This window comes from Alkalibacterium sp. s-m-28 (assembly GCF_054658175.1).
Genome location: NZ_BAAGIQ010000030.1, coordinates 1 through 24,052, shown reverse-complemented (window position 1 = coordinate 24,052; position 24,052 = coordinate 1). Strand labels below are relative to the sequence as shown.

The following is a 24,052-nucleotide window of genomic DNA, read 5'->3' as shown; positions in this document are numbered from 1 at the left end:
TGACAGAGATATCAATGCCAGCAAAAACCTCTTGGCATTGGCCAAGTAAAAGAAAATCAATGAGGCAGGGACTGCCTTTTGAGCCTACCCCTATCCGATTCCTCTGTCTGTATGAAGTCTGTGCAGATAAGAATGGAGTTCGTAGGAAGCCCCCACTTCAAAATCCAAAGGATTTAAGTGGTGGGTAGTTCACTCAACAGAATAAATAATGCGGTTGATTAGACAGGTGGAATGATTAGTGATATTGGTGCGGGTGCAACTATCTAACTTGACAGAGGGATGAATCATATTTTATATGAAGCGACTCATGAAGGATAAAACATCCTTTGTGATCGTTCACTAGCTTTTCACGATTAGAAATGCCGAATCGACCTTCGAGGCCAATGATGGTCGCATTGTGGAACAGGGAAATCATGATGAACTCATGGAAGAAGGCGGCATGTATTCTGAGGTGTATTATTCTCAGTTTGAAAACTATGCCTGATCTTAAGTCAATTACATTAAAAGGAAAGCCATTCTGACTAATGGTGTTCCTTTTTGTTTTATTAAATTTGATCACATCGATGAATAAGCTGATTCTGTTGCTTATCAGAACTTTTAGGATGAGTGACTGTTTCATAAGTACGGAATAGGAGGCATACGCCCTCTTACCAGGACTACAATCACTACGTAAAAAGCACTAGTAGATTCTCACCACATGAAGAGACTCAACGCTAGCCAGGAGACAGAAAAAAGCCTCAGTCATTTTCCTAAATCCATACACTAGGCACAGAATCGGAAAAGAATGAGGCATCTGTTAGAATAATTGCTATAAAGCATAATCATAAAAGAAGGAGCGTCGACAAGCTGATGACCAGCGGCATGGTCACGATCGAGAAGAAACTGGCCAGAATGATGATGCGCGCACCGTATTCGTAATCCCCACCGTATAACTGCGAAAAAAGTGCAGTGTTCACGGCAGTCGGTGTACAGTTCGCTATGGCAAGTACCAGCAGGACGGAAGGATCACTGATCGGTAAGAGCCAGATCAACAGAAGTGCGACGGCTGGAGCAATTAGTAAACGGATGAACACGATCCAGTAATTGGATTTAACAAGGAAGATTTCCTTGAACTGACTTCTGGCTAGGTACCCTCCAAGCAGTATTATTCCCAGAGGAGAACTCAGGCCACCAATCGTATCCAGACTGTTATATAAAACGTCAGGCAGCGGAATACGAGAGATGTACAGTCCGAAACCTACAAAGGCACCGATACTAGCAGGATTGGTAAATATAGATTTTATAGTTATCGGCTGATTGCCTTCTGACAGCATCCATATTCCATATGTAAACTGGAAAATTGCTGAAACAACTATATACATGGATAAGTAAAAGATGCCTTCGTATCCAAGTATCGGTAGAATAATGGGGATGCCCATAAATGCAGTATTCGAAAACACGATGGCATACCGGTCTATCTTCGACCGGTTTCTCAATACCGTATGGGCTATGAAAATACGTGAGAGTGTAATGGCAAGGGATCCAATCAGGGAAGTGAAGAGGAGTTGCAGCTGACTGCTGTCGTAGTCCTGCTGAAACGAGAGCATCAGAACGATCGGAATGACAAACTTCGTCACGATATTGGCCAACTGCTGACTGCCGTCCATATTGAGAAAATTGATTTTTACAAGGATGAATCCAAACATCATAATGAAAAACATCTGAAGCAGCTGATCGAAAATTACTAATGAAATGTCCATAGGGTTCGCCTTCAATCTATTATGTAGTAAACTGTTTAATGAAGATTCTTTATCATAATACTATACGCTTATTAAAACGTAAAAGCAAAGGGACATAGATCCTAACTTTAAAAGAAAGAAGGAACAGAATATGTTTAATGGAATTCATCATGTCGCGATCATTGCAAGTGATTATGACCGGTCTAAAGCTTTTTATACACAAACGCTCGGGCTGACTATCATCAGAGAAGTGTATAGAGAGGAAAGAGAGTCATATAAGCTGGACCTGGAAGCTGGAAATGCTCAAATTGAACTCTTTTCATTCCCAGATCCTCCAGCCAGAGTTAATGGACCTGAAGCTGTAGGATTGAGACACTTATGCTTCGAAGTGGATGATGTAGTAGAAGCAAAACGACAGCTGGAAGGCAAGGGAATCGAAGTTGAAGAGGTAAGAACGGATCCCTATACGGGCAGATTATTCACTTTCTTCAAGGATCCGGATGGGCTCCCATTGGAACTATATGAGAGAAGCTGAACGCAAAAAAGAACCCCTGTTTCCGCAGGGGCTCTTTTGCATAGAAAGGAGATGATTTATGAAAAAGAAAACTAGTAGTACTGCTACTAACTATGTTTCTAAGCAAATGATAACGCATACACAATAGATAGTCAAGTGTTTTTCAGATGTTCAAAAAAATAATTATAACGCTTTCAAAAAAGTGAGGATATAAACTTTCTCTCATCCATGTTTGCTTGACGGCCTGATGAAAGTAAGGCAAAATATAAACATACTAATTTAGGAGGAATTACCTATGAGAAAAAGAATGCTGCACACTTGCGTAAGAGTAAAGGATCTGGACAAGTCATTGGATTTTTATAAAGATGTTCTGGGAATGAAAGAAGTTCGCCGTCTAGATTATCCCGACTACAAGTTCACCCTGGTTTATCTGGCATTACCTGGAGATGAAGTGGAGCTGGAGCTGACATATAATTATGATCAGGAAGAACCGTATGATCTAGGAAATGGATACGGGCATATTGCAATAGGCGTAGAGAACCTTAAAGATACTCATGAAGAGTTTAGTCAGTCTGGGCAGGATGTTACAGAGTTGACTGAATTATCTGACGGTGCAGCATCTTACTTCTTTATTAAGGATCCTGATGGATATAAGATCGAGATCATTCAGTTGAAAGATTAAGTTGTTTTAAGTATCGGGTCTAGGATCCGATACTACATATGAGGGGAGAAATAAAATGGGGGATGCAAACTGCGACACAGGGGCATTTCATTATGCATCACGAAGAGAGCTAGCGGTTGGTAAAAATGGAATGGTTGCTACATCACATCCGCTAGCTGCACAAGTCGGGCTCGACATACTGAAGAGAGGTGGAAATGCCATCGATGCCGCCATAGCAACTGCTGCGACACTTACTGTTGTGGAGCCAGGATCGAACGGCATCGGAGGAGACAGTTTCAGCATATTATGGAAAGATGGAGAACTGCATGGGCTGAATTCCAGTGGGCCATCTCCTGAAGGGTTGGATCCGGATCCATACCTGACGAAAGAAAAGGACTTTCCAACGTTTGGCATCAATGCGGTCACTGTTCCTGGGGTTCCTGCCGGATGGGCTGCTTTAAGTAAAAAACACGGGAAACTTCCATTGAAAGAGGTACTGGAGCCAGCTGCGAAAATTGCTGAAGAGGGGTACGTCATTACGAATACTGTTTCACAGGCCTTTCAACGTACTTTCAAACGCTTTTCTAAAGAGAAAGATAATTACCCGGAACTCGAGTCCTGGTTCAAGGTCTTTGCACCAGAAGGTACAGCGAAACAGGCGTTGGATATTATTAAACTTCCTGGGCATGCCAGAGGTCTTCGACTGATCGGTGAGACAGAAGCGGATGCTTTCTATAATGGCAAGATTGCGGAAGCCACTGATGCATTTTCCAGAAGACATGGAGGAAGCTTGAGACTGGATGATCTTAAATCCTTCCAGCCGGAATGGGTCGATCCTGTTTCTGTAGATTATAAAGGCTACCAAGTCTGGGAGATGCCGCCAAATGGACAGGGAATCGTAGCATTAATGGCGCTTAACTCTCTTAAACATCTGGAACTGGCTGGAAAAGATGACGCTGAGACGCTACATAAGCAGATCGAAGCAATCAAACTGGCTTTTGCTGACGGGAATTTGACTATTGCCGATCCTGAGAGGATGACGGTAAGTGCGGAAGAGCTGCTTTCTGAAAGATATGCAAAGGAAAGAGCAGATCTGATCGGTCATGATGCGATAGATGCTGTACCAGGTATCAGTGATTCATCAGGAACCGTCTATCTTGCTGCAGCAGACGCTGACGGCAATATGATTTCATACATTCAAAGTAATTACATGGGCTTCGGTTCAGGGGCAGTCATTCCGGAATTTGGCATCAGTCTGAATAACCGGGCCGTTGGGTTCACAAACGAAAAAGGACATGTGAATACCCTTACACCGGCTAAGCGGCCTTTCAATACCATCATTCCCGCTTTCCTTACAAAAGAAGGGCAGCCGATGGGGCCTTTTGGCGTGATGGGTGGACACATGCAGCCACAAGGTCATCTTCAAGTGATCCAGTCCATGATTGATTTCGGGCTAAACCCTCAGGATGCTCTAGACAAACCAAGATGGCAGTGGGTCAAAGGGCGGAAAGTACTCGTTGAACCTGAAATACCATTTTCTGTACTGACAGATCTGAAACGCCGGGGACACGACATAGAAGTGACTCTTGAAAAAGGTCAGTTCGGAAGGGGTCAGATTATTTTAAGAAACAAAAATGGTGTGCTGATCGGAGGGACAGAACCAAGAACAGACGGGACGGTTGCTGTCTGGTAAGAAGATAAAATAGACTATTAGCGAAGGTGGAGAGGTATAATGGCAATACTGGCTTTTGATATTGGAGGAACATCAGTTAAGTATGGAATCTGGTCTGATGAATCTTTGTCAGATAAAGGGAAGTTTAAAACACCGCAGACCTGGGCAGAGATGAAAGCTCAACTTTCTCGTGTGAAAGAAGAGGCTGATTCGACTTACAGTCTTGAAGGAGTCGCATTTTCGGCTCCCGGAGCGGTCAATCAGATCGACAGGCAGATAGAAGGAGTCAGTGCAGTCAGATACCTCCACTTCTTCCCTATATATGATGAACTCGAAGAGATGTTTAGACTGCCTGTGTCATTTGAGAATGATGCAAACAGCGCAGGTCTGGCTGAAGTATGGAAAGGGGCTGCGAAAGATAACGACAATGTTCTTTTCGTGGTGATTGGAACGGGAATCGGTGGGGCAGTTATCGTCAATAAAAAAGTCCATCATGGACCGCATTTATTCGGTGGAGAGTTCGGCTTCATGCTCCTTAATGAAACTAAGACATTCAGTCAGATTGGTACAGCGGTGGCCATGTCCCGTCGTTATGCAGAGCGGATGGGGATGAGTTACGATGATATAGATGGACAGGCGGTGTTTGAACTTGCCAATCAGGGGGATGTCATAGCTAAAGAAGAAGCAGACACCTTCTTTATGTATCTGACTATGGGACTTTACAACCTTGCTTATGCGTTTGATCCTGAGAAGATAGTAATCGGGGGAGGCGTATCCAGTATGGACGGGATCCTTGAGCGCATCGAAGTTGAGTTTGACTCTCTATTTGCACGTCTGCAGCACACCCCTTTTCGTCCAGTGATTGAAACGTGTGAGTTCAAAAATGATGCTAACCTGATTGGAGCCGTCTATAACTTTATGCAGGAAAATAAATAGACAGGGCACCTTCTAGGAGGAAAATAATGAAAATCAACAAAAATGATACGTTGCTGTTCATCGGTGACAGCATAACAGATGTAGGCCGTGACCGTATGGACGGCAAAGATTTAGGTAAGGGATTCCCATTGATGGTCGCTTCGCATCTTCAGTCACGCTATCCGGCGAAGAGGCTGACAGTTTTGAATCGGGGTATTGGCGGAGACAGTCTGAAAGATCTTAAAAGGCGATGGGAAGATGATTGCCTGATTATTAATCCTGACATCGTCACATTACTTATAGGTGTAAATGACACATGGCGTAATCAGAATGACGGAGTAGAACTGACAGATGAAGAACTGGATGAGTTTGAATCAGACTACCGCTTTCTTCTGAAATCGCTTCACCAGAGAACGGATGCTCGAGTCATTTTAATGGAGCCTTTTGTCCTGCCTTATCCGAAAGATAGAGTGGGCTGGAGGAATGACCTGGATAAACGAATTCAGATCGTCAGGAAGATGGCCAGAGATTATCAGACTGAACTCATTCCGCTGGATGGACTTTTAAATGCGGCTGGAATAAGGGACGGGTTCAGCTATTACACAGGAGATGACGGTGTCCATCCGACTGTAGCCGGTCACGGACTGATAGCGAGCAGCTGGCTGAAAGCAGTAAATGAATAAAGGCTTGCGTAACATGCCGAAATATGATAAAGTACTTGTTATGCGATGAGTCGAGGACTCCATAGTATATGGAGACTCTGCACGGTACAGATGCTTAGGCATCACAACAGGAAGTTGGTATCGGAGGAAGAATTGATGTGAACTTTTCTTTCTCGCTTATAATATGAAAATAATATAAGTTGCCAAAAAAGCACGGGCCCTTGGTCCGTGCTTTTTTGTATCATGCAACTAAAAAGAAAGTTAGCTATGTACTCTTTCAAACGGTTAATTGAGTTAGTTTAATAAATATATTAATGGTTGAATTATTCCTAGTTGAAGGAACAAATGACACGGCTGGTGCGGATGATTCTATTTCATCAGGGGTTCTGGTATACGGTGCAATATGTGCTGTCATTCTTACAGCAGTTATATCAGTTATCTTTTTAAGAAAAAGAAATTAGATGTACGAAAACGAGGGAAGATTTGTATGAAAAAACAAGCTCCCCCCCTGTTTTTTTAAAATGTAATTATTAATTGTATGTAACGAATTATGTCATGTTCAGTTATTAAAGTGTCAAAAAGTCAAAAAGGGTAAAAAGTTTTAAAAAAACTATTGCAATTTATCGTCAAAAAGAATAATATAAGCTTGTAAGTATTATTAGTTTGTATCTTAAACAAACTAATAATTTTTTATTCGATTATGTAAGCCTTTTATCAGTTAGGGTGACAAAACAAATGGAGGTGAAGAGTCTACCAAATATAAAGGGGCATCACGCAGTCAGCTAAACGCTTAAAATACTTGGTTAAAGAAGATAATTGTCCGGAATTGTTCATTGATACTCAAATATAGATGTGAAAATTTTTTGAAGTCAAATGTAAACGGTTTATTCAAAGGAGAATTCTAATCAAATAAAAGCCTTTACGCTGAGTTGTTGCTGAGTAAGATGAGACTATATTAAAGCAAAAAAATGGAGGGTTAACAAATGATAAAAAAGAGACTTCTTCTAGGTTTAACTACATTATCAACATTGGCACTAGTAGCATGTGGGAACGGAGATACAGGTGCTGGTGGAGACGCAGGGGATACTGGAGATACAGGCAGCGAGGAGGGCGAAGTTCTTGAAACTGAAGATGGCGAAGAATATGAAGCGCCAACTACAGGGGAGCTGGAGTCCTGGATGTATGGACATTTACTGATGAAGCCGTGACAATGATTAATGATTATTATTTAGAAGAGTTTCCAGATCTTGGTTATGAAATCAACATTTCCGTTGTTCCGACTGAAGAGTTTCAAACTCAGCTCGACCCGGTATTCAATACAGACAGTGCACCGGATGTCATCTTTGCTGAGCAGGCATTTGTTAAGAAATACGTGGAATCAGGTATGCTGGTGGACTTAAGTCAGTATGACAGCTTGATGGAAGGCGTTGAGTACATCTATGATTATGTAGTTGATGTCGGTACACAAGAAGATGGAACCTTCGTCATGAACTCATGGCAGACTACACCCGGTGCGTTCTTCTACCGTCAGGACCTGGCGAGTGAGCACTTAGGCATTGAATCAGAAGATGAGATGCAGGATGCAATCGGTGACTGGGACGGATTCCTTGATACAGCCCGTGAGCTGAGAGATGCTACTGACGGATCAGTTTACATGGTTTCCGGACGTAGTGACCTGGCACACCCTTTCTATATGTCACGTGAACAGGGTTGGGTCGTTGACAATCAGCTCGTTATCGATGATCAGATATACAAACTGATGGAAACTGCTAGAACAATGGTTGAAGAAGGATTGATGATGGATGCTGAACCTCAAGGAGAAGAATACTTCGCAGGAATGAATGGTGATGAAATCCTTGGATACAGCCTGCCTACATGGGGCTTGCACTTCTGGTTAGTACCGAATGGAGATCAGACAGCAGGAAACTGGCGCATGGTTAATGGACCTGAAGCATACTTCCGTGGAGGAACATGGATCGGTATCACTCAGACTTCAGACATGCAGGACGAAGCTGCGCACATGATTGAATATTTGACAACTAGCGAAAACTTCATGAGAGACTGGGCAGAAGATACGGGAGACGTAGTTTCACACCAAGGCGTTGTCGACGAAGTCCGTGGCGACTTTGAAATGGAATTCCTGGGTGGGCAGAACCATTACGATGTTTTTGCAGATGGCATTGAAACAATTGATGGATCAATCATTACTGCATATGACCATACAATCAGTGGTGCGTTCGATGACCTGGCTCTAACTCCGTACTCTAAAGGTGAGATGGAGCTGGAAGAAGCACTTGATGCATTCAGAATGGAAGTTCAAAGTCTGTTCCCTGACATTCAGGTAGACTAATTTAAAGTCTAATGTAGCACAATGAAAGTGCAGTCGATCACTTTATCCAAGTGCTCTCTGCACTTTCTCCGCTACATGGAAAGGAGACTCTATATGGCTACAACTACAACAACTGTGACCGGAAAACAGAAGAGACTTGCCAAACGTAAAAATCATGACAAATGGGGTTACGTCTTCATGGCACCGTTTTTCCTGTTCTTCCTGGCCTTTAACTTTTACCCTATGTTCTACACCATTTATCTGTCATTTACAGACCTGGCCGGATGGGCAACGGAAGCAAATATTGTTGGATTCCGTAATTTCCAGAACATCTATAACAATATGTTGTTCAGAAGAGCAGTTTCCAATACTTTCATCTTATGGGTAGTCAACTTTGTCCCTCAGATCGTACTGGCCTTCTTACTAGCATACTGGTTTACCAGCAGACGTCTGAATCTGAAAGGAATCGGCTTCTTCAAGAGCCTGTTCTACCTGCCGAACATTATTACTGCTGCATCTGTAGCAGTCATCTTCAGATCATTATTCAGTTTTCCGCGTGGACCGATTAATCAGTTCTTGCTGTCCGGCGGTCTGGTAGATAGTCCAGTAGACTTCTTCAGAAGTGTTGTCATGACACGATTGATCGTCTCGTTCATTCAGTTCTGGATGTGGTATGGACAGACTACCATTGTTCTTCAGGCGGGAATTTTAGGAATCGACGAGAACTTATTCGACGCTGCCCGAGTAGATGGTGCCACAGACTGGCAGTCCTTTACTAAGATTACAATGCCGCTGATGAAACCGATCACTCTGTACGTTCTGATTACTTCACTTATCGGTGGTCTGCAGATGTTCGATATTCCTTATCTACTGACTGGAGGAGGACCTCAGCAGTCTGTAGAGACAATGATCACATTTATCTATAAACAGGCATTCCAAGGTGGACGAAACTTGAATGTTGCAGCGACAGCATCTGTTGTGCTGCTGCTGATGACTACAGCTTTCAGTTTGCTTGTCTTTAACAGTTTCCGTACACGTTCTTCAAAGCAAGTAAGAAAAGGGGTGAAATAAGGTATGTATGATACTAGTAATGCAAAAAAACTGAAAGCACAGCGTACATTGCTATATGTCTTCTTTGGAATATTGACACTATTGAGCATACTGCCTTTCTGGATCGTTATTGTCAACGCAACGAGAACGGCTCCTCAAATTCAGCAGGGTCTGTCATTAATTCCTCGAGGAAATGCATGGAACAACTGGACATTTCTTAGAGGCAGAGGATTCAACATCCTTCAAGGGTATAGAAACTCCTTCTTCATCGCTGCAAGTGCAACGACGTTAAGTCTTTACTTTTCATCTCTTACAGCTTACGCCCTGATTGTGTATGAATTCAAAGGGAAGAAGATCATGTGGGGGCTTATCCTCATGCTGATTATGATCCCATCACAGGTCAGTATTATCGGATTCTATCGTTTCATCGCCAACATTGGCTTATTGAACAACTATATTCCTTTGATTTTACCTGCGGTTGCAAGTGCACCAACGGTATTCTTCATGAAACAGTATCTTGAAACGATTTATCATCCAGCATTAGTCGACTCAGCTCGAATTGATGGGGCTAGTGAACTTAAGATTTTCCATACAATCATTCTGCCATTGATGAGACCGGCATTAGCAACGATGGCTATCTTCGGATTTATCGGATCATGGAACAACTTCTTACTACCACTGATCCTAATCAACGAACGGTCAATGTATACTCTGCCTATGCTGGTACAGCTGCTGACAACAGACGGATACAGAACAGAATTTGGTGCGATGTACATGGGGATTGCCCTTTCAATTATCCCACTTATCCTGCTATATACATTCCTCTCCCGATATATTATCGGAGGCGTCACAGCAGGTGGTGTCAAACAGTAGAAAAGCAAGGAGATCACCTTTTAGAGGGGGTCTCTTTTTCTATGCGTATAACTTATAAAAGCTTAAGATATATGCTAGAGTAGGGGTAAGTAAGAGATTATCAGTGTCGGAGGGAAGTATAAATGCCTACAATAGAGACAAAAGAGCACGATGTGAGTCCTGGAAAAGAAGAAGACGTTATAGTCAAAGCTGGAAGGTTCAGGATTTACTTCCGAAACTACTACACGATTATTTCTCTTGGCAATGACTTGTTTACAGGTATTCTCTACCTTGCTGGGAGTCTCGTCCAGACATTCACAGATCTGGATACAGTGGGAATGTATTTGTATATTTTTGCCAGTTTCTTTCTACTGATGCGGCCGATACTTAAAATCATGCATAATGTATTTTTGTATAGTGAAGAAGAATATAGACGCAAGATACTTGGAGAAGATACTGTTGAATCGGAAGATAGAGCAGAAGGAGATTCTGATAAACCGACAAAAGAAGTTGAAATAAAAAGTGACTCTTCAGATGAAGGAGAAAATAAAGGAGAAAAAGAAGAAATTGAAAAAGACTACAATGATGATTATTATGAGGACGAAAAAAAAGATGAGTAGAGGGACACCCTACTCATCTTTTTATGCGGTTTCTTCTACAGCCAGTTTACGATGTATTTCTGCCAGTTCAAGTTCTCTTACTTTGCGAGGCAGGAAGCATCGAATCTCTTCTTCGTTATACCCAATCTGCAGGCGTCGGTCATCCATAATAATTGGACGTCTAATCAGACTTGGTTCATTTTCGAATAAGTCAAGTAATTCATTTAGAGATAGATCGTCAATATCTTCAGACAGTGCCTGATAGGCCTGAGAGCGATATGAAATGAGTTCGCTGGTGCCTTCTTCTGTAAGGCTGAGTATCTGCTTAATTTCTTCTTTCGTCAACGGTTCATGAAAGATATTCTTTTCATTAAATTCTAAATTCTGTTCTTCTAACCACGCTTTAGCTTTTCGACAAGATGTACAACTTGGGGATACGTATAATGTAATCATTAGTCACTACTCCTTTATAAAAAGTCTCGCTCGTGCATTTTATGTAGAACATGTTGAAAGAATAAAATGTGAACGTTTTGTTACAATTTCAATTGTAAGGGTAAATAGAAGAAAATGCAACACTATTTGACGTTTTTTTGTCACAAGTATCGTTTTTTAAAGTTAGACACTTATGTGTCGTATTTTTGTCACAATGTAATTTTAATTTTAAATACTCTGTACCAAACAATGGTCGCATTATTTATCTTCTCAGAGTAAACTGGTTATAGTACAATAGACAGGAGGAAAACGATGAATAAAATACAATTAGGCACATCAGATTTATCGGTATCAGAAGTGGCGCTGGGCTGTATGCGAATGGATAAACTGAATGGTAAGGAAGCGGCTGGCGTCATAAATGCTGCTTTTGAATCCGGTGTCAATTTCTATGATCATGCGGATATTTACGGCGGAGGAGAGTCTGAGAAGCGATTTGCACAGGCGCTTGAACTGACATCAATCAAACGAGATGATATTATCTTACAGTCGAAGGCGGGAATTCGATCCGGCTATTATGATTTTTCTAAAGAACATTTAATCAGCTCAGTTGACGGGATCCTTAATAGACTCGATACAGACTATATAGATGTCCTGCTGCTTCACCGACCGGATGCACTTGTCGAACCTGAAGAAGTGGCTGAGGCTTTCGATACTTTACACAGTTCCGGGAAAGTGAGACAGTTCGGTGTGAGCAACCACAGTCCGTATCAGATTGAGCTGCTGAAAAGGTATGTCAAACAGGACTTGATTGCGAATCAGCTCCAATTAAGTGTCATGCATACTGGAATGATCGATGCCGGGGTTCAGGTGAACACGAAGCATAAGGGATCGATCGACCATGATCGTGCAATCCTTGATTACTGCAGGCTGAATGACATAACTGTACAGCCATGGTCCCCTGTTCACGGTCCGGACGGTGTATTCTTGAACCATCCTGATTATGGTGAGGTCAATGAAACCTTGAAATTACTCGCTGATAAATATGAAACAGATCATGAAGCACTGGCGATTGCCTGGCTGTTAAGACATCCAGCTAAAATGCAGATCATTCTGGGAACGATGAATGAAAAACGAATCAGAAATTATTCCTCTGCATCGGAAATATCTTTAAGCCGTGAAGATTGGTATACGGTGTATAAAGCAGCTGGAAATCCTCTGCCTTAGTCGAAATACCAGCAGAAATCATTGGTTTTATCTGACAATTTTTAAGGTGAGTGTTATACTGACAGTGTAAGATCAATTTGGAAGGGGTTCTTTATTATGATGGATGATATCAAAAAAGCTTTGCTGGTCGGTGTCGGATCTACGGCTATCGCACTTGAAAAAGCAGTAGAACAAGTTGACAAATTAGTCAGTCGTGGGAAATTGACCGTCGCTGAAGGTAAGAAGTTGACAGAAGAATTGATTCAGAGAAAAAATAAAGAGGTTTCTATGGAAGAGAAAGAAACACTCGAAGCAATATTGCTCGAAATGAATGTGGCCCAGAGAAAAGATATTGAAGATCTGGAAGCCAAGGTTGAAGAACTTGAACGCAAACTGACAGATAAATCAACAGAAGTATAATGATAAGGTGTTGATCATATCCTGGTCAGCACCTTTTCTACCTTATGAAAGGAGGCCAACTTTTGAAAAGTAACCGTGAACGACTGACAGAAATTGCCAGTGTACTGGCATCATACGGCTTCGGTCATATTTACCGGACACGAGTAAGAACCAAGCATAAAGAACAGGATGCAGCAAACTTGAGGCTGGCATTTGAAGAGCTGGGACCAAGTTTTATCAAGATCGGTCAGATTATATCTACGAGGCAGGATCTGCTTCCACCAGAATACATTAAGGAAATGTCTAAACTGAGAGATGATGCGCCTCCTTTTCCGTATAAAGACATCAGGCGAATTTTTAAAGAAGATTTTAAAGAGGAACTTGAAGATGTATTTGAGTGGGTTGAGCAGACGCCACTTGCCAGTGCCTCCGTTGCTCAAGTACACAGAGCCCAACTGCTGACCGGGGAACAAGTCGTGATTAAAGTTCAGCGTCCGGAAATTGAAGAAAATTTGCTTCGCGATATTCAGTTGTTTTCTCGCATCGTATCCATGGCACCTGAAACAGTCAAGGAAATGCTAGTGGATGCCAAGGCGGCGTTTAAAGAAATTGAAGAAACGACCAAACGGGAGCTGGACTTCAGAAATGAAGGACAGGCCCTCATCAAGTTCCGCAGATTGAACAAAGAACTGGATGCAGTTACCGCACCCAAACCGGTTCTGACTTACACCTCTAAGCGCGTATTAGTTGAAGAATATATCAAAGGAATAAGAGGTCTGAACCAGGAAGAAATCCGGGAAGAAGGGTATGAAAAGAAGGATATTGCAGAAAAACTAGTCTATTCATTTCTGTCACAGATCTTTAAGGATGGTTTTTTTCACGGTGACCCGCATCCAGGTAACATGGTAATCAAGGAAAAGAAAATCGTGTTCATTGATTTTGGAATCGTCGGGGAACTTTCCGATAGCGTGAAAGATGATCTCATCAGCATTATGAGAGCAATTGTCTTCGAAGACTTGGATCAGCTTATGAATCTGCTTCTCCAGATGGCTATCACTAAAGATAAGGTCAACCGGTTTGATTTCAGTGAAGATCTTCATGATTTTTACCAGTCCTATATTACCAGAAGTTTTGGGCAAATTGATCTAAGCACATTTTTCTCAGACGTGCTGCACGTGACGCATAAATATAAAATGGTTATGCCTAATGACTTTATTTTACTGGCAAAGTCTCTGACTATTCTTGAAGGCGTAGTCTCTGACTTGCACCCAGATATTAATATTATGGAAATTGCTTCAACCTACATCAAGGCCAGCAATGACATCAGTCTGATTGACAAACTGTCGAAGGAAAAACTTAAAATTGGTGTCTATCAACTGGCTATGGATTCATTCAAGCTACCTTCTACATTCAAGCGAGTACTGGATACTGTCAACAATGGCAGATTGATGGTCCATATCGATCTGGTTCATTTCGAGGATAAGTGGATAGAAGTTAACAAGATGGTCAATCGTCTGGTCTTTGCTTTAATCATTGCTGCTCTGATTATTGCTTCTTCCGTGATATTTGTCCTTTCGGAAGGCGCAGGCGTATCCTTCTTTGCGATTGCGATTTTTATAGGTGCCGGAGTTATGGGGATGTGGCTGCTCATATCCATCATTCGATCAGGAACATTGTAGCTGAAGCCAGGGGAGGGAATCTGAATGTCCATCACACATCGTACAGTAAAAATGGTTCTGGCTACGCTGCTAGCGATCTATACAGCAGATTTTCTTCAACTTGATCATACACTGGCTGCAGGGATCATAGCAATTCTGAGTCTTCTTGATACTAAAAGGGCGTCTTTTATTACTGCCTTCAAGAGGGTCGCTTCAACTGTGACCGCGTTTTTGATAGCTTCAGTCGTATTCTACCTGGCCGGGTTTTCCGTTACAGCTTTTGGACTCTATCTAATTATATATATACCTTTAGCATACCGTTTTGATCTACAATCGGGAATTGCCCCATGCTCAGTTCTGGTCACTCATTTTATTGGAGCTGGAAGCATCGCCTGGAGCTGGCAGCTTAATGGCTTTCTACTCATGACAATCGGCGCAACCAGTGCCTTGCTGCTAAATTTATGGATGCCATCTCATAAAAGTGAACTGGCTGAAAGCAAGCGTCAGGTTGATGAGGGCATCAGACTGATACTGAAGGGGATTTCTGATCGTTTATCAGGAAAGGATCTGACAGTCAAACTTACCGACCAGGTTAGGGAAGCTGAGGATCTGATCAGTGAAGCAAAAGCTCAGGCATTAAAGGACTACGATAATCAACTGTTTCATAAGAATGATTATAGTTTGAAATATGTTCAGATGCGCGGGCAGCAGCTGTCATCGATTAGAAAGATGCTGCATTCACTCCAGAACAGCGGATTGGGATCTGAGGAGGCAAGGATACTGGCTGAATTGTTCAATAGTACGTCAGAACAGCTGAACGAAAAGAACACAGGGCAGAGTCTGCTGGAAAACATTACTGATCTTTACAGAACGTTCAGACAGTCAGGTCTGCCGAAAAGTAGAGCTGAATTTGAAAATCGAGCCTATCTGTTCATGCTTTTAAATAATATTGAGGAGTTTATTGAAATTAAGCGATCATTCTTCGTCAGAGAAGGATCTGTTGAAGAAGAAAATGAAAAGTGACACATGTCGTTCTCCTGTCAGTCAGGAGGGGCATGTGTCACTTTTTTTAGTCGATTTCTCTTAGAGAAAGAGGTTTATCTAGTATTTCTTTATATATAATTGCCTGTTTCAGCTGGCGCTTGTCAAAATCAGTAGCTGAACGTGGGCGTTTTTTTCGATTTTTCGAAGAACTTAATGAGACGACATCTTTGATAATCGGCTCACTGTTCTTTCTCCGATCGTAGCGTTCGCGATCCGGACGTCGTTCTCTTTGGACACGACCCGATCGGCTGTTCTGTCGCTTCTCGTTCGGAGAGTTTCGTTTTGAAGCTTCTATTTTATCGCTGCTTTCTCTGGCTTCAGGATTCTGAGCGGTTTTTTTAGCAGTTTTTGAAAACAGAGAAGCTAAACCAGAAACAATCACAAAAAATATAAAAAGCTGAACGATCCATACGATTAAGAATTCCATTTATATCACTCTTCTTCTTCAGTTGACTGGTCAGAAATGGCTGATCTCATATCTGTATCGGCATTGATGTTTTTCATTTTATAGTAATCCATGACACCTAAGTTGCCGCTTCTTAGTGCTTCAGCCATGGCCAATGGTACTTCAGCTTCAGATTCAACCACTTTGGCACGCATTTTCTGAGTTTCAGCACGCATTTCCTGTTCCTGAGCGATCGCCATTGAGCGACGTTCTTCAGCTTTAGCCTGAGCAATGTTCTTATCGGCTTCAGCTTGTTCAGTCTGAAGTTTAGCTCCGATATTACGTCCGACATCAACGTCGGCAATGTCTATGGACAGGATTTCAAAAGCTGTACCAGAGTCCAGGCCTTTGCTTAATACAGTTTTAGAGATCATATCCGGATTTTCCAGTACATCAGAGTGTTTGTCAGCAGAACCGACGGTAGTTACGACCCCTTCACCTACACGGGCAATAATCGTATCTTCTCCAGCACCACCGACTAGTCGTTCGATGTTAGCTCGAACAGTTACTTTAGCTTTTGCAACGATTTCGATTCCGTCTTTAGCAACGGCTGAGATATCGGGTGTAACAATAACTTTAGGGTTAACAGATACTTGGACAGCTTCGAATACATTACGTCCGGCCAAGTCGATTGCCGCTGCTTTCTCAAACTCCAGCTCGATTTCAGCTCTGTGAGAGGCGATCAAAGCGTCGATGACGCCATTCACGCTTCCTCCTGCTAGAAAGTGGGCTTCCAGTTCATTCGTGCTTAGGGACAGCCCGGCTTTAGTTGCCTTAATCAGAGGACGGATGATTGCATGTGGACTGACCTGACGCAGACGCATACCTACTAATGTGCCAATCCCCACTTTTACTCCTGAGAAATAAGCGGTCACCCAAAGTCCCACGGGTACGAAACGAAGGAAGATACTGATGAAAATCAGTATGATGACGGCGGTTATAATGATACCTACAAATCCATTACCTAATACATCCATATATATTCTCCTATTCTATTTTTTTCTGACAGTAATTTTTGTGCCTTTTACTTTTTCTACAATGACTTTGGTGCCTTTGGAAATATACCCATCCACACTTAATACGTCATATGAATGTGGGTCGTCCTGAAACGTCACTTTTCCTGATGGTCGAAGAGGAGTTTGTGCTTCTCCTTCAAGCCTTTCAGTAATAGATTGTTTGTCTGCATCTGAATCGTTATCAGCAGATCGTTCAGCTACGTTTGTCTGCAGGATCAATTTGTTTACATTGGTCAGTGAGTATCCGTTCTTTATCAGATAGAAGACCACACCTGATGTGATAACGACTGAAAGACTGAGATCCCGGACTGTTTGTCCAATATCACCAATCGTGAGATAAAGTCCTGATATGAGCAGTATAATACCAACTATACCTGCTAATCCAAATTCCGGTACGAATATTTCAAAAACGATCAGAAGTAAACCGGCAGTGAACAATATTACGGGTAACCAGGTTTCAATACCGATGAACCAGAAATAGACAGCTAAACTGACTAGAGTCAATCCCATCCCACTTTTAATAAAAGGGGTGAGGATAGCTAATGTAACACCAATGAAGCCAAGTCCTAAAAGAATTCCTTCCATAATGAATTGCCTCCTTCCTTAGTGAATCGAGGTTACCTGTTTGCAAGTTCATCATACCATTTTAACATTCTTATGTCATCGGTCGGAGGGCGTATCTGACTAATTATATATAATCCAAAATGAGAAAAAGTATAAGAGGAAAAACTTGGCAATGCGACTATACTAGGTTACAATGGTACTAAAGATAGTCTGCATTAAAATGATTAAAGAAAAGTTAGAGACAAGTAGACTAGTATAACGAAAAAGGGGGATGTCTTATGGGGGAACAAGGAAATAGAGCTGAAGCACATAAAGAACTGACGGATACTTTTTATCTCTTTAACGAGGGTACACTTTTTGACAGCTATCTGACGATGGGCTGTAGTGCCCAGGCTGAAGGCTTCCGCTTCAATGTATGGGCTCCGAATGCTCAAAACGTTTATCTTGTTGGAGATTTCAATGACTGGGCAGAACTGGATGAGATGGAAAAAATAGGAGAAACGGGCGTTTTCTCTCTTGATATGCCAAAAGCACAAGAAGGACATCATTACAAGTACAAAATTGTTCAGGCTGACGGCACGACGGTCTACAAAATCGACCCGTATGCCCTGGCTTTTGAAGTTAGACCCAAAGATGCTTCTGTGGTAAAAGGACTTCCGGACAGACAGTGGAAAGACGGATTATGGCTTGCTAATCGTAGACGTCGAGAGATTTACAGTCGACCTCTTAACATATACGAAGTACATCTGAGTTCATGGAAACATCATGAAGATGGATCGTGGTATACGATAAGAGAACTTCAGGATGAACTCATTCCATACGTTAAGGAAATGGGTTATACACATATAGAATTTATGCCATTAATGGAACATCCTCTTGATGCAAGCTGGGGTTATCAGGCTACTGGCTTTTTTGGTCTCTCTTCGAAATTCGGAACGATGGAAGAGTTTCAGGATTTCGTTGAAGCAGCTCATCAGGCAAACCTCGGTGTGCTGATGGACTGGGTACCTGGACACTTTAACCGCAATGCTTATGGCATGGCCTATTATGACGGCACACCTCAATTTGAGTATGCTGATCAGAATCGTGCAGACAATAACAGATGGGGGACGCTTAATTTTGATATCGGAAAAAGTCAGGTCAGAAGCTTTCTCATTTCCAATGCGCTTTTCTGGATCGAACAGTTCCATCTGGATGGGCTGAGAGTGGATGCAGTCAGCAATATGCTTTATCTGGACTATGACTTGGGTGATTGGATACCTAACGATGAAGGGACCAATGTAAACAAAGAAGGTGTCGAATTCCTTCAACTCCTCAACAAAAAAGTCTTTGAACGTCATCCGGATGTGCTGATGATGGCTGAAGAAAGTACAGCCTGGAACAAAGTTACTCATCCGGTTCACGAAGGCGGACTGGGGTTTAACTATAAATGGAATATGGGGTGGATGAATGACACCCTCAAGTTCTTTGAAATGGATCCAATACACAGAAAAGACCACTTTAATCTGATTACATTCTCTTTTATGTACACCTTTAATGAAAACTTCATCCTTCCTTTTTCTCACGACGAAGTGGTACACGGGAAAAAATCTATGATGCATAAGATGCACGGAGACCGTTACAATCAGTTTGCCGGGTTGAGAACGATCGAGACATATCGCATAGTTCATCCGGGTAAAAAGCTGCAGTTCATGGGAGCGGAGTTCGGACAGTTCCTCGAGTGGAGGTTTGATCAGGGATTGGAATGGGACAGCCTGAATGATGATATGAATGCCCGCCATTTAGAGTTCACCAGACAACTGAACGCGTTCTATCAGGAACACCGGGCATTGTGGGAACTTGATCATTCTTCTGAAGGCATCCAGATACTTGATGCCGATAATAAAGCGGAATCTGTGCTTTATTTCATCCGGCAAGGTAAAAATCCAAGAGACTTTCTTATTATCATGTGTAATTTTGTTCCAGTGGAAAGACAGAATGTCCGTATAGGGGTTCCTTATAAAGGACAATATGAAGAAGTATGGAATACAGAATGGGCAGACTTAGGCGGCACATGGACAGAGCCTCAAGGGGTCAAGCGTACACTGGAGGCTGAAGTGCATGGACAACCACACGCACTGGAAGTTATCCTCCCTGCATTAAGTATTGTCGTTTTCAAACCTAAGAGAGTATATGGGGTAAATAAAATAACTAAATAAGTACACAATTAGATTACCTTAAGGAGGGAAGGAAGGTCTTCTGACACTTCCGAACAATATGAAAACTGAAACAGTTGCAATGATCTTAGCTGGTGGACAGGGATCGCGCCTAGGTAAACTGACCAAGCAGATCGCCAAGCCCGCTGTACCTTTCGGCGGAAACTACCGCATCATCGACTTTGCCTTATCAAACTGTGCAAACTCAGGGATCAATGATGTAGGAGTGGTGACGCAGTACCAGCCGCTTGTCCTGAATGATCACGTAGGAAATGGATCGAGCTGGGGTCTTAACAGACATAACGGAGGAGCCACCATCCTTCAGCCTTATTCAAGCGTCGATGGAGAGAAATTCTTTAAAGGAACAGCACATGCTGTCTTTCAGAATATGGACTTCATCGATCAGAAAAATCCGGATTATGTTGTTATCCTATCAGGAGACCACATCTATAAGATGGACTATGAGAAAATGCTCGATTACCACAAGCAGCAGGCTGCATCTCTTACAGTAGGGGTCATGCCTGTACCTTGGGAAGATGCCTCACGATTCGGTGTTATGGCTACAGACCGAACAGATCGAATCATCGAATTCCAGGAGAAACCGGATAATCCAAAATCAAACCTGGCATCTATGGGGATCTACATCTTCAGCTGGCCACGTCTGAAACAGTACCTTGTTGATAATCAGTCTAAAAATAGACAGATGGAAGATTTCGGGCACCACGTGATTCCGGCGTATCTTAGAAACAGTGAAGCCATCTATGCTTACTCGTTTGAAGGATACTGGAAAGATGTCGGGACACTTGAAAGCTTGTGGAGCGCCAATATGGAGTTCCTGGACCCTGAACACGACCTTAATATCAGAAATCGTGACTGGAGAGTCTACTCCAAGAGTCCGAATACGACACCACAGTTTCTGACATCCTCCGCAAAAGTCAAGGATTCCATGATCACTGACGGGTGCTATGTGGCAGGCGAAATCAATCATTCCATTCTGTCGCATAATGTTAAGGTTGGAAAAAACTCAGTTATCACTGATTCTTTTATCATGCCGAATGCAGTGATTGGAGAGAATGTCAGAATCGAAAAAGCGATTGTTGGTGAAGGCGCACATATATTTGATGATGCCGAGCTAATCGGGACTGAAGACGACATTGCCGTTGCTGGATACGGAGAAGAAATAGGAGGGTATTCCGATGAGAAATAGAATCGCACCTATACTGAATTTAGTAGAGTATGAAGATAAGCTGAAACCACTGACTAATAGAAGACCGGTTGCCTCACTGCCTTTCGCATGCCGGTACCGCTTAGTCGATTTTCCGTTTTCCAGCTTATATAATGCCGAAGCAGAATCTGCTGCTCTGTTTATATCAGGATCAGGCCACTCCTTATATGATCATATGCGTTCCGGATCGACATGGGGACTGGATTCTCTAGCCGGTGGGGGAGTATTTACACATTCTCAAGTAAAACTGAAAGCTGACCGAAGCACGGAATCAAAACACGACCGCTTCTATTATGAAGATCACTATAATTACGTCACTCGTGCCAAAGCAGACTATGTCGTTATGATGGGTTCAGCATTCCTTTCGAATATTCAGATCAAATCGCTCATTCATTTCCATGAAGATAAGGACAGCCAGGTCACAGTTGTCTATAAGAAAGTGAACAGAGACGAACTGAGCAGTGACACAGTCTATTCTGCACTTGATCTAGGCGATGAAGAAGACTGCAATATCAGTGGCGTTACAGCTATATCCGATGTTCAGGAAGAGCGCTTTAATCTGAACATGGAAACGATGATTTTAAGCAAGAAAACCTTCCTCGATTATCTGTACAGAGCGAAACAGGCTGATATGGATATAAACGTTAACAATTTTATCAAGTTCAGTCTTGAATCAGGCTGTTCTGTCTACGGCTATGAATACACGGGGTACCTTAAAGTCATTGAAGACATCAAGAGCTATTATGATGCCAATATGGACATGCTGGATGAGGACAACTTCAATTCACTGTTCTATCGTGCTGACCCAGTCAGAACACGGTCTAAGAATTCGGCACCAACTTATTATGGACAAACTGCAATGATAGAAAATGCACAGTTTGCTAATGACTGCGAAGTCTATGGTACAGTTAAGGATTCGCTGATTTTCCGTAAAGTGAAGATAGCTGAAAATGCACATATTGAAGACTCAATAATCATGCAGGATTCCTGTATTGAAGAAGGGGCCTACTTAAAACACGTCATTCTGGATAAGCATGTTTATGTGAAAAAAGGCGTCCGCCTGGAAGGGACAGCCGAGAATCCTATAGTTATCGCCAAAGACGGCGTGATTTATGCAGAAGGAGAGGTCAAGGAGGAGTGAGTAAGACAATGAAACTACTATTTGCTGCTTCAGAGTGTGCCCCTTTCTTTAAAACTGGCGGACTAGGAGACGTCATGGGCTCTCTTCCAAAGGAACTGGCGAAAGAAGGGAACGATGTCCGCGTCGTTCTTCCTTATTTCGTTCAGAAACTGGATGATGAGACTAATGAGGAACTGGAAGATATCTGCTCATTTATCGTCAAGGTAGGGTGGAGAAACCAGCATTGTGGCATCAAGCAGCTGGTCAGAGATAAGGTGACCTACTACTTTATAGATAATCTCTTTTATTTTGACAGGGAAAATCTGTATGACTATGGAGACGATAGTGAACGGTTTGCATTTTTCCAGCAGGCGGCCATTGAAATGCTCGAACAGATAGGCTTCATTCCGGATATCCTTCATGTGAATGACTGGCAGACTGCGATGATGCCTGTGCTGCTTAAAGATAAGTATAGCTGGATCAATACATTAAAAGATATAAAAACTGTCCTGACGATTCATAATATTCTGTTTCAGGGTGTCTATGATCAGTATGTACTGTCCGATCATTTTGATATTGGATATGCTGCTTTTCACGAGAGAGGACTGAAGTACGGTGACAATGTGTGCTGGCTGAAAGGCGGCATCTACTACGCAGATCTGGTGACCACAGTAAGTCCGACATATGCGAATGAAATTCAGACACCCGAGTTCGGTTACGGGCTGGATGGGGATTTGAGAAACATTCAGCACAAGCTTGTCGGAATCGTTAATGGCATCGACTATGATACCTATGATCCCCAGACAGATTCAGTCATACCAGCCACATTTTCAAAAGACAATTTGTCTGGAAAAGTAAAAAGCAAGCTTGCTCTACAGAAAAGAGTGGGTCTTCCGGAAGATAAAGAAGTTGCTTTAGTGGGAATCGTTACTCGTCTGGATGAACAGAAAGGCGTGGAGCTGATCGTCGATGCCATGGAAGAACTGATGAAGCACCGCCATATACAGATGGTGTTGGTCGGAACGGGCAAGCCGTATTTTGAGGATGCGTTCAGATACTATGCTGAAACCTACCCGGACAAGTTCAGCGCTATTATCGATTTCGACAGTGAACTGGCCCAGTGGATCTACGCAGGATCAGATCTGTTCCTGATGCCATCACTGTTTGAGCCATGCGGACTATCTCAGCTAAACTCACTTCGATACGGTACCTTGCCGATCGTCCATGAAACCGGAGGGCTGGTGGATACGATTCAGCCACATAATGAGTGGACAGATGAAGGAACAGGGTTCAGTTTCCATGATTTTGATGTCCTGACGATGTTGAGCACGATCGACCGTGCCCTGACTGTTTATTATGATAGACCTGACAGTTTTAATACATTGCAGGTCAGAGCAATGGAAACAGATAACAGCTGGAAACAATCGGCTCAAAAGTATCTGGATCAGTACCGCTATCTGATTTATTAATGGTAACTGATTTAGAACTGTATTAGAACGATCATGTTTAAGAGTCGATTTTCTGTCAATTAGAAAAATATTAACAAACGAAAATAGTATGGCTTTAATGAAGTTATACTATTTTCGTTTATTTGTACTTAGATTGTAAAATGAAGACGATGCCTGTATAGACAGGTTAGAGATTTCTTTTCAAATTTTAACGTAATTCCGAAAGAAGTCTCCCACTTCTAAGCGTATGGGTGCGAAGCACCAGTGAAAGTGGGAGATGAATTTCGGTCAAGCGATAGCTTGAAGTGGTTAATGTCATTCTCATTTGGTA

The 24,052-nt window shown here is 42.4% G+C and carries 23 protein-coding genes; 18 read left to right on the top strand and 5 right to left on the bottom strand.

Features of this window, described 5'->3' with window-relative positions:
• Window positions 1-821: 821 nt before the first annotated feature.
• Complete coding sequence (locus tag ACYQ4S_RS05820; RefSeq protein ID WP_459769978.1) at window positions 822-1,739, bottom strand: AEC family transporter; 918 nt, start codon at window positions 1,737-1,739, stop codon at window positions 822-824.
• A gap of 130 nt (window positions 1,740-1,869) precedes the next feature.
• Here ACYQ4S_RS05820 and gloA2 point away from each other — a divergent pair, with 130 nt between their 5' ends.
• The 10 genes from gloA2 to ACYQ4S_RS05770 all read left to right on the top strand — a co-directional run bounded on the left by gloA2 (window position 1,870) and on the right by ACYQ4S_RS05770 (window position 10,993).
• Complete coding sequence (gloA2, locus tag ACYQ4S_RS05815; protein WP_459769976.1) at window positions 1,870-2,253, top strand: SMU1112c/YaeR family gloxylase I-like metalloprotein; 384 nt, start codon at window positions 1,870-1,872, stop codon at window positions 2,251-2,253.
• A 274-nt stretch (window positions 2,254-2,527) separates the two neighbouring features.
• Window positions 2,528-2,914 carry a lactoylglutathione lyase gene (gene gloA, locus ACYQ4S_RS05810; protein ID WP_459769974.1) on the top strand — a complete coding sequence of 129 codons (387 nt, stop codon included), beginning with the start codon at window positions 2,528-2,530 and terminating at the stop codon, window positions 2,912-2,914.
• Between the two features lie 55 nt (window positions 2,915-2,969).
• Window positions 2,970-4,586 (top strand): gamma-glutamyltransferase family protein, encoded by a 1,617-nt coding sequence (locus ACYQ4S_RS05805; RefSeq protein WP_459769972.1) that lies wholly within the window; start codon window positions 2,970-2,972, stop codon window positions 4,584-4,586.
• 39 nt (window positions 4,587-4,625) lie between these two features.
• Window positions 4,626-5,501 (top strand): ROK family protein, encoded by an 876-nt coding sequence (locus tag ACYQ4S_RS05800; RefSeq protein WP_346025513.1) that lies wholly within the window; start codon window positions 4,626-4,628, stop codon window positions 5,499-5,501.
• 26 nt (window positions 5,502-5,527) lie between these two features.
• The gene (locus ACYQ4S_RS05795; RefSeq protein ID WP_091478315.1) at window positions 5,528-6,163 is read left to right on the top strand and encodes an SGNH/GDSL hydrolase family protein; all 636 of its coding nucleotides are present in this window, start codon (window positions 5,528-5,530) and stop codon (window positions 6,161-6,163) included.
• A 962-nt stretch (window positions 6,164-7,125) separates the two neighbouring features.
• The gene (locus ACYQ4S_RS05790) at window positions 7,126-7,350 is read left to right on the top strand and encodes a hypothetical protein (RefSeq protein ID WP_459769969.1); all 225 of its coding nucleotides are present in this window, start codon (window positions 7,126-7,128) and stop codon (window positions 7,348-7,350) included.
• Window positions 7,351-7,352: 2 nt separating this feature from the next.
• Window positions 7,353-8,492, top strand: coding sequence for an ABC transporter substrate-binding protein (locus tag ACYQ4S_RS05785; RefSeq protein ID WP_459769967.1), 1,140 nt, complete (start codon window positions 7,353-7,355; stop codon window positions 8,490-8,492).
• A 93-nt stretch (window positions 8,493-8,585) separates the two neighbouring features.
• Window positions 8,586-9,542: a carbohydrate ABC transporter permease gene (locus ACYQ4S_RS05780; protein ID WP_459769965.1), complete on the top strand. Its 957-nt coding sequence runs from the start codon at window positions 8,586-8,588 to the stop codon at window positions 9,540-9,542.
• 3 nt (window positions 9,543-9,545) lie between these two features.
• Window positions 9,546-10,394: a carbohydrate ABC transporter permease gene (locus tag ACYQ4S_RS05775; RefSeq protein WP_459769963.1), complete on the top strand. Its 849-nt coding sequence runs from the start codon at window positions 9,546-9,548 to the stop codon at window positions 10,392-10,394.
• Between the two features lie 122 nt (window positions 10,395-10,516).
• Window positions 10,517-10,993, top strand: a complete 477-nt coding sequence (locus ACYQ4S_RS05770; protein ID WP_459769961.1) for a YrhK family protein — start codon at window positions 10,517-10,519, stop codon at window positions 10,991-10,993.
• Between the two features lie 21 nt (window positions 10,994-11,014).
• On the opposite strand, the gene spx is transcribed toward ACYQ4S_RS05770, so the two are convergent.
• Entirely contained in the window at window positions 11,015-11,425 is a 411-nt protein-coding gene (gene spx, locus ACYQ4S_RS05765; RefSeq protein ID WP_346024261.1) for a transcriptional regulator Spx, read from the bottom strand.
• Window positions 11,426-11,716: 291 nt separating this feature from the next.
• On the opposite strand from spx, the gene ACYQ4S_RS05760 reads away from it, so the two are divergent.
• The 4 genes from ACYQ4S_RS05760 to ACYQ4S_RS05745 all read left to right on the top strand — a co-directional run bounded on the left by ACYQ4S_RS05760 (window position 11,717) and on the right by ACYQ4S_RS05745 (window position 15,687).
• The gene (locus tag ACYQ4S_RS05760) at window positions 11,717-12,628 is read left to right on the top strand and encodes an aldo/keto reductase (RefSeq protein WP_346024257.1); all 912 of its coding nucleotides are present in this window, start codon (window positions 11,717-11,719) and stop codon (window positions 12,626-12,628) included.
• A gap of 96 nt (window positions 12,629-12,724) precedes the next feature.
• Window positions 12,725-13,027, top strand: a complete 303-nt coding sequence (locus ACYQ4S_RS05755) for a phasin family protein (RefSeq protein WP_346024256.1) — start codon at window positions 12,725-12,727, stop codon at window positions 13,025-13,027.
• Between the two features lie 62 nt (window positions 13,028-13,089).
• Window positions 13,090-14,685: an ABC1 kinase family protein gene (locus ACYQ4S_RS05750; protein WP_346024255.1), complete on the top strand. Its 1,596-nt coding sequence runs from the start codon at window positions 13,090-13,092 to the stop codon at window positions 14,683-14,685.
• A gap of 24 nt (window positions 14,686-14,709) precedes the next feature.
• On the top strand, window positions 14,710-15,687 hold the full coding sequence (locus tag ACYQ4S_RS05745) for an aromatic acid exporter family protein (protein WP_346024254.1): 978 nt from the start codon (window positions 14,710-14,712) through the stop codon (window positions 15,685-15,687).
• A gap of 46 nt (window positions 15,688-15,733) precedes the next feature.
• On the opposite strand, the gene ACYQ4S_RS05740 is transcribed toward ACYQ4S_RS05745, so the two are convergent.
• Genes ACYQ4S_RS05740 through ACYQ4S_RS05730 form a run of 3 tightly spaced genes read right to left on the bottom strand, consistent with a single transcriptional unit; the run spans window position 15,734 to window position 17,754 of the window.
• On the bottom strand, window positions 15,734-16,135 hold the full coding sequence (locus ACYQ4S_RS05740; protein WP_346024253.1) for a hypothetical protein: 402 nt from the start codon (window positions 16,133-16,135) through the stop codon (window positions 15,734-15,736).
• A 5-nt stretch (window positions 16,136-16,140) separates the two neighbouring features.
• Window positions 16,141-17,130, bottom strand: coding sequence for a flotillin-like protein FloA (gene floA / locus ACYQ4S_RS05735; protein ID WP_459769957.1), 990 nt, complete (start codon window positions 17,128-17,130; stop codon window positions 16,141-16,143).
• Between the two features lie 15 nt (window positions 17,131-17,145).
• Window positions 17,146-17,754 carry an NfeD family protein gene (locus tag ACYQ4S_RS05730; RefSeq protein WP_346024251.1) on the bottom strand — a complete coding sequence of 203 codons (609 nt, stop codon included), beginning with the start codon at window positions 17,752-17,754 and terminating at the stop codon, window positions 17,146-17,148.
• Between the two features lie 257 nt (window positions 17,755-18,011).
• Here ACYQ4S_RS05730 and glgB point away from each other — a divergent pair, with 257 nt between their 5' ends.
• The 4 genes from glgB to glgA are packed head-to-tail and all read left to right on the top strand — an operon-like array spanning window position 18,012 to window position 23,742.
• Window positions 18,012-19,931: a 1,4-alpha-glucan branching protein GlgB gene (gene glgB / locus ACYQ4S_RS05725; protein ID WP_346024250.1), complete on the top strand. Its 1,920-nt coding sequence runs from the start codon at window positions 18,012-18,014 to the stop codon at window positions 19,929-19,931.
• A gap of 58 nt (window positions 19,932-19,989) precedes the next feature.
• Window positions 19,990-21,135, top strand: coding sequence for a glucose-1-phosphate adenylyltransferase (locus ACYQ4S_RS05720; protein WP_091266051.1), 1,146 nt, complete (start codon window positions 19,990-19,992; stop codon window positions 21,133-21,135).
• Window positions 21,125-22,294 carry a glucose-1-phosphate adenylyltransferase subunit GlgD gene (glgD, locus tag ACYQ4S_RS05715; RefSeq protein WP_459769954.1) on the top strand — a complete coding sequence of 390 codons (1,170 nt, stop codon included), beginning with the start codon at window positions 21,125-21,127 and terminating at the stop codon, window positions 22,292-22,294. Before ACYQ4S_RS05720 ends, glgD begins: the two co-directional genes overlap by 11 nt.
• 8 nt (window positions 22,295-22,302) lie before the next feature.
• Window positions 22,303-23,742: a glycogen synthase GlgA gene (gene glgA, locus ACYQ4S_RS05710; RefSeq protein ID WP_346024247.1), complete on the top strand. Its 1,440-nt coding sequence runs from the start codon at window positions 22,303-22,305 to the stop codon at window positions 23,740-23,742.
• Window positions 23,743-24,052: the final 310 nt, after the last annotated feature.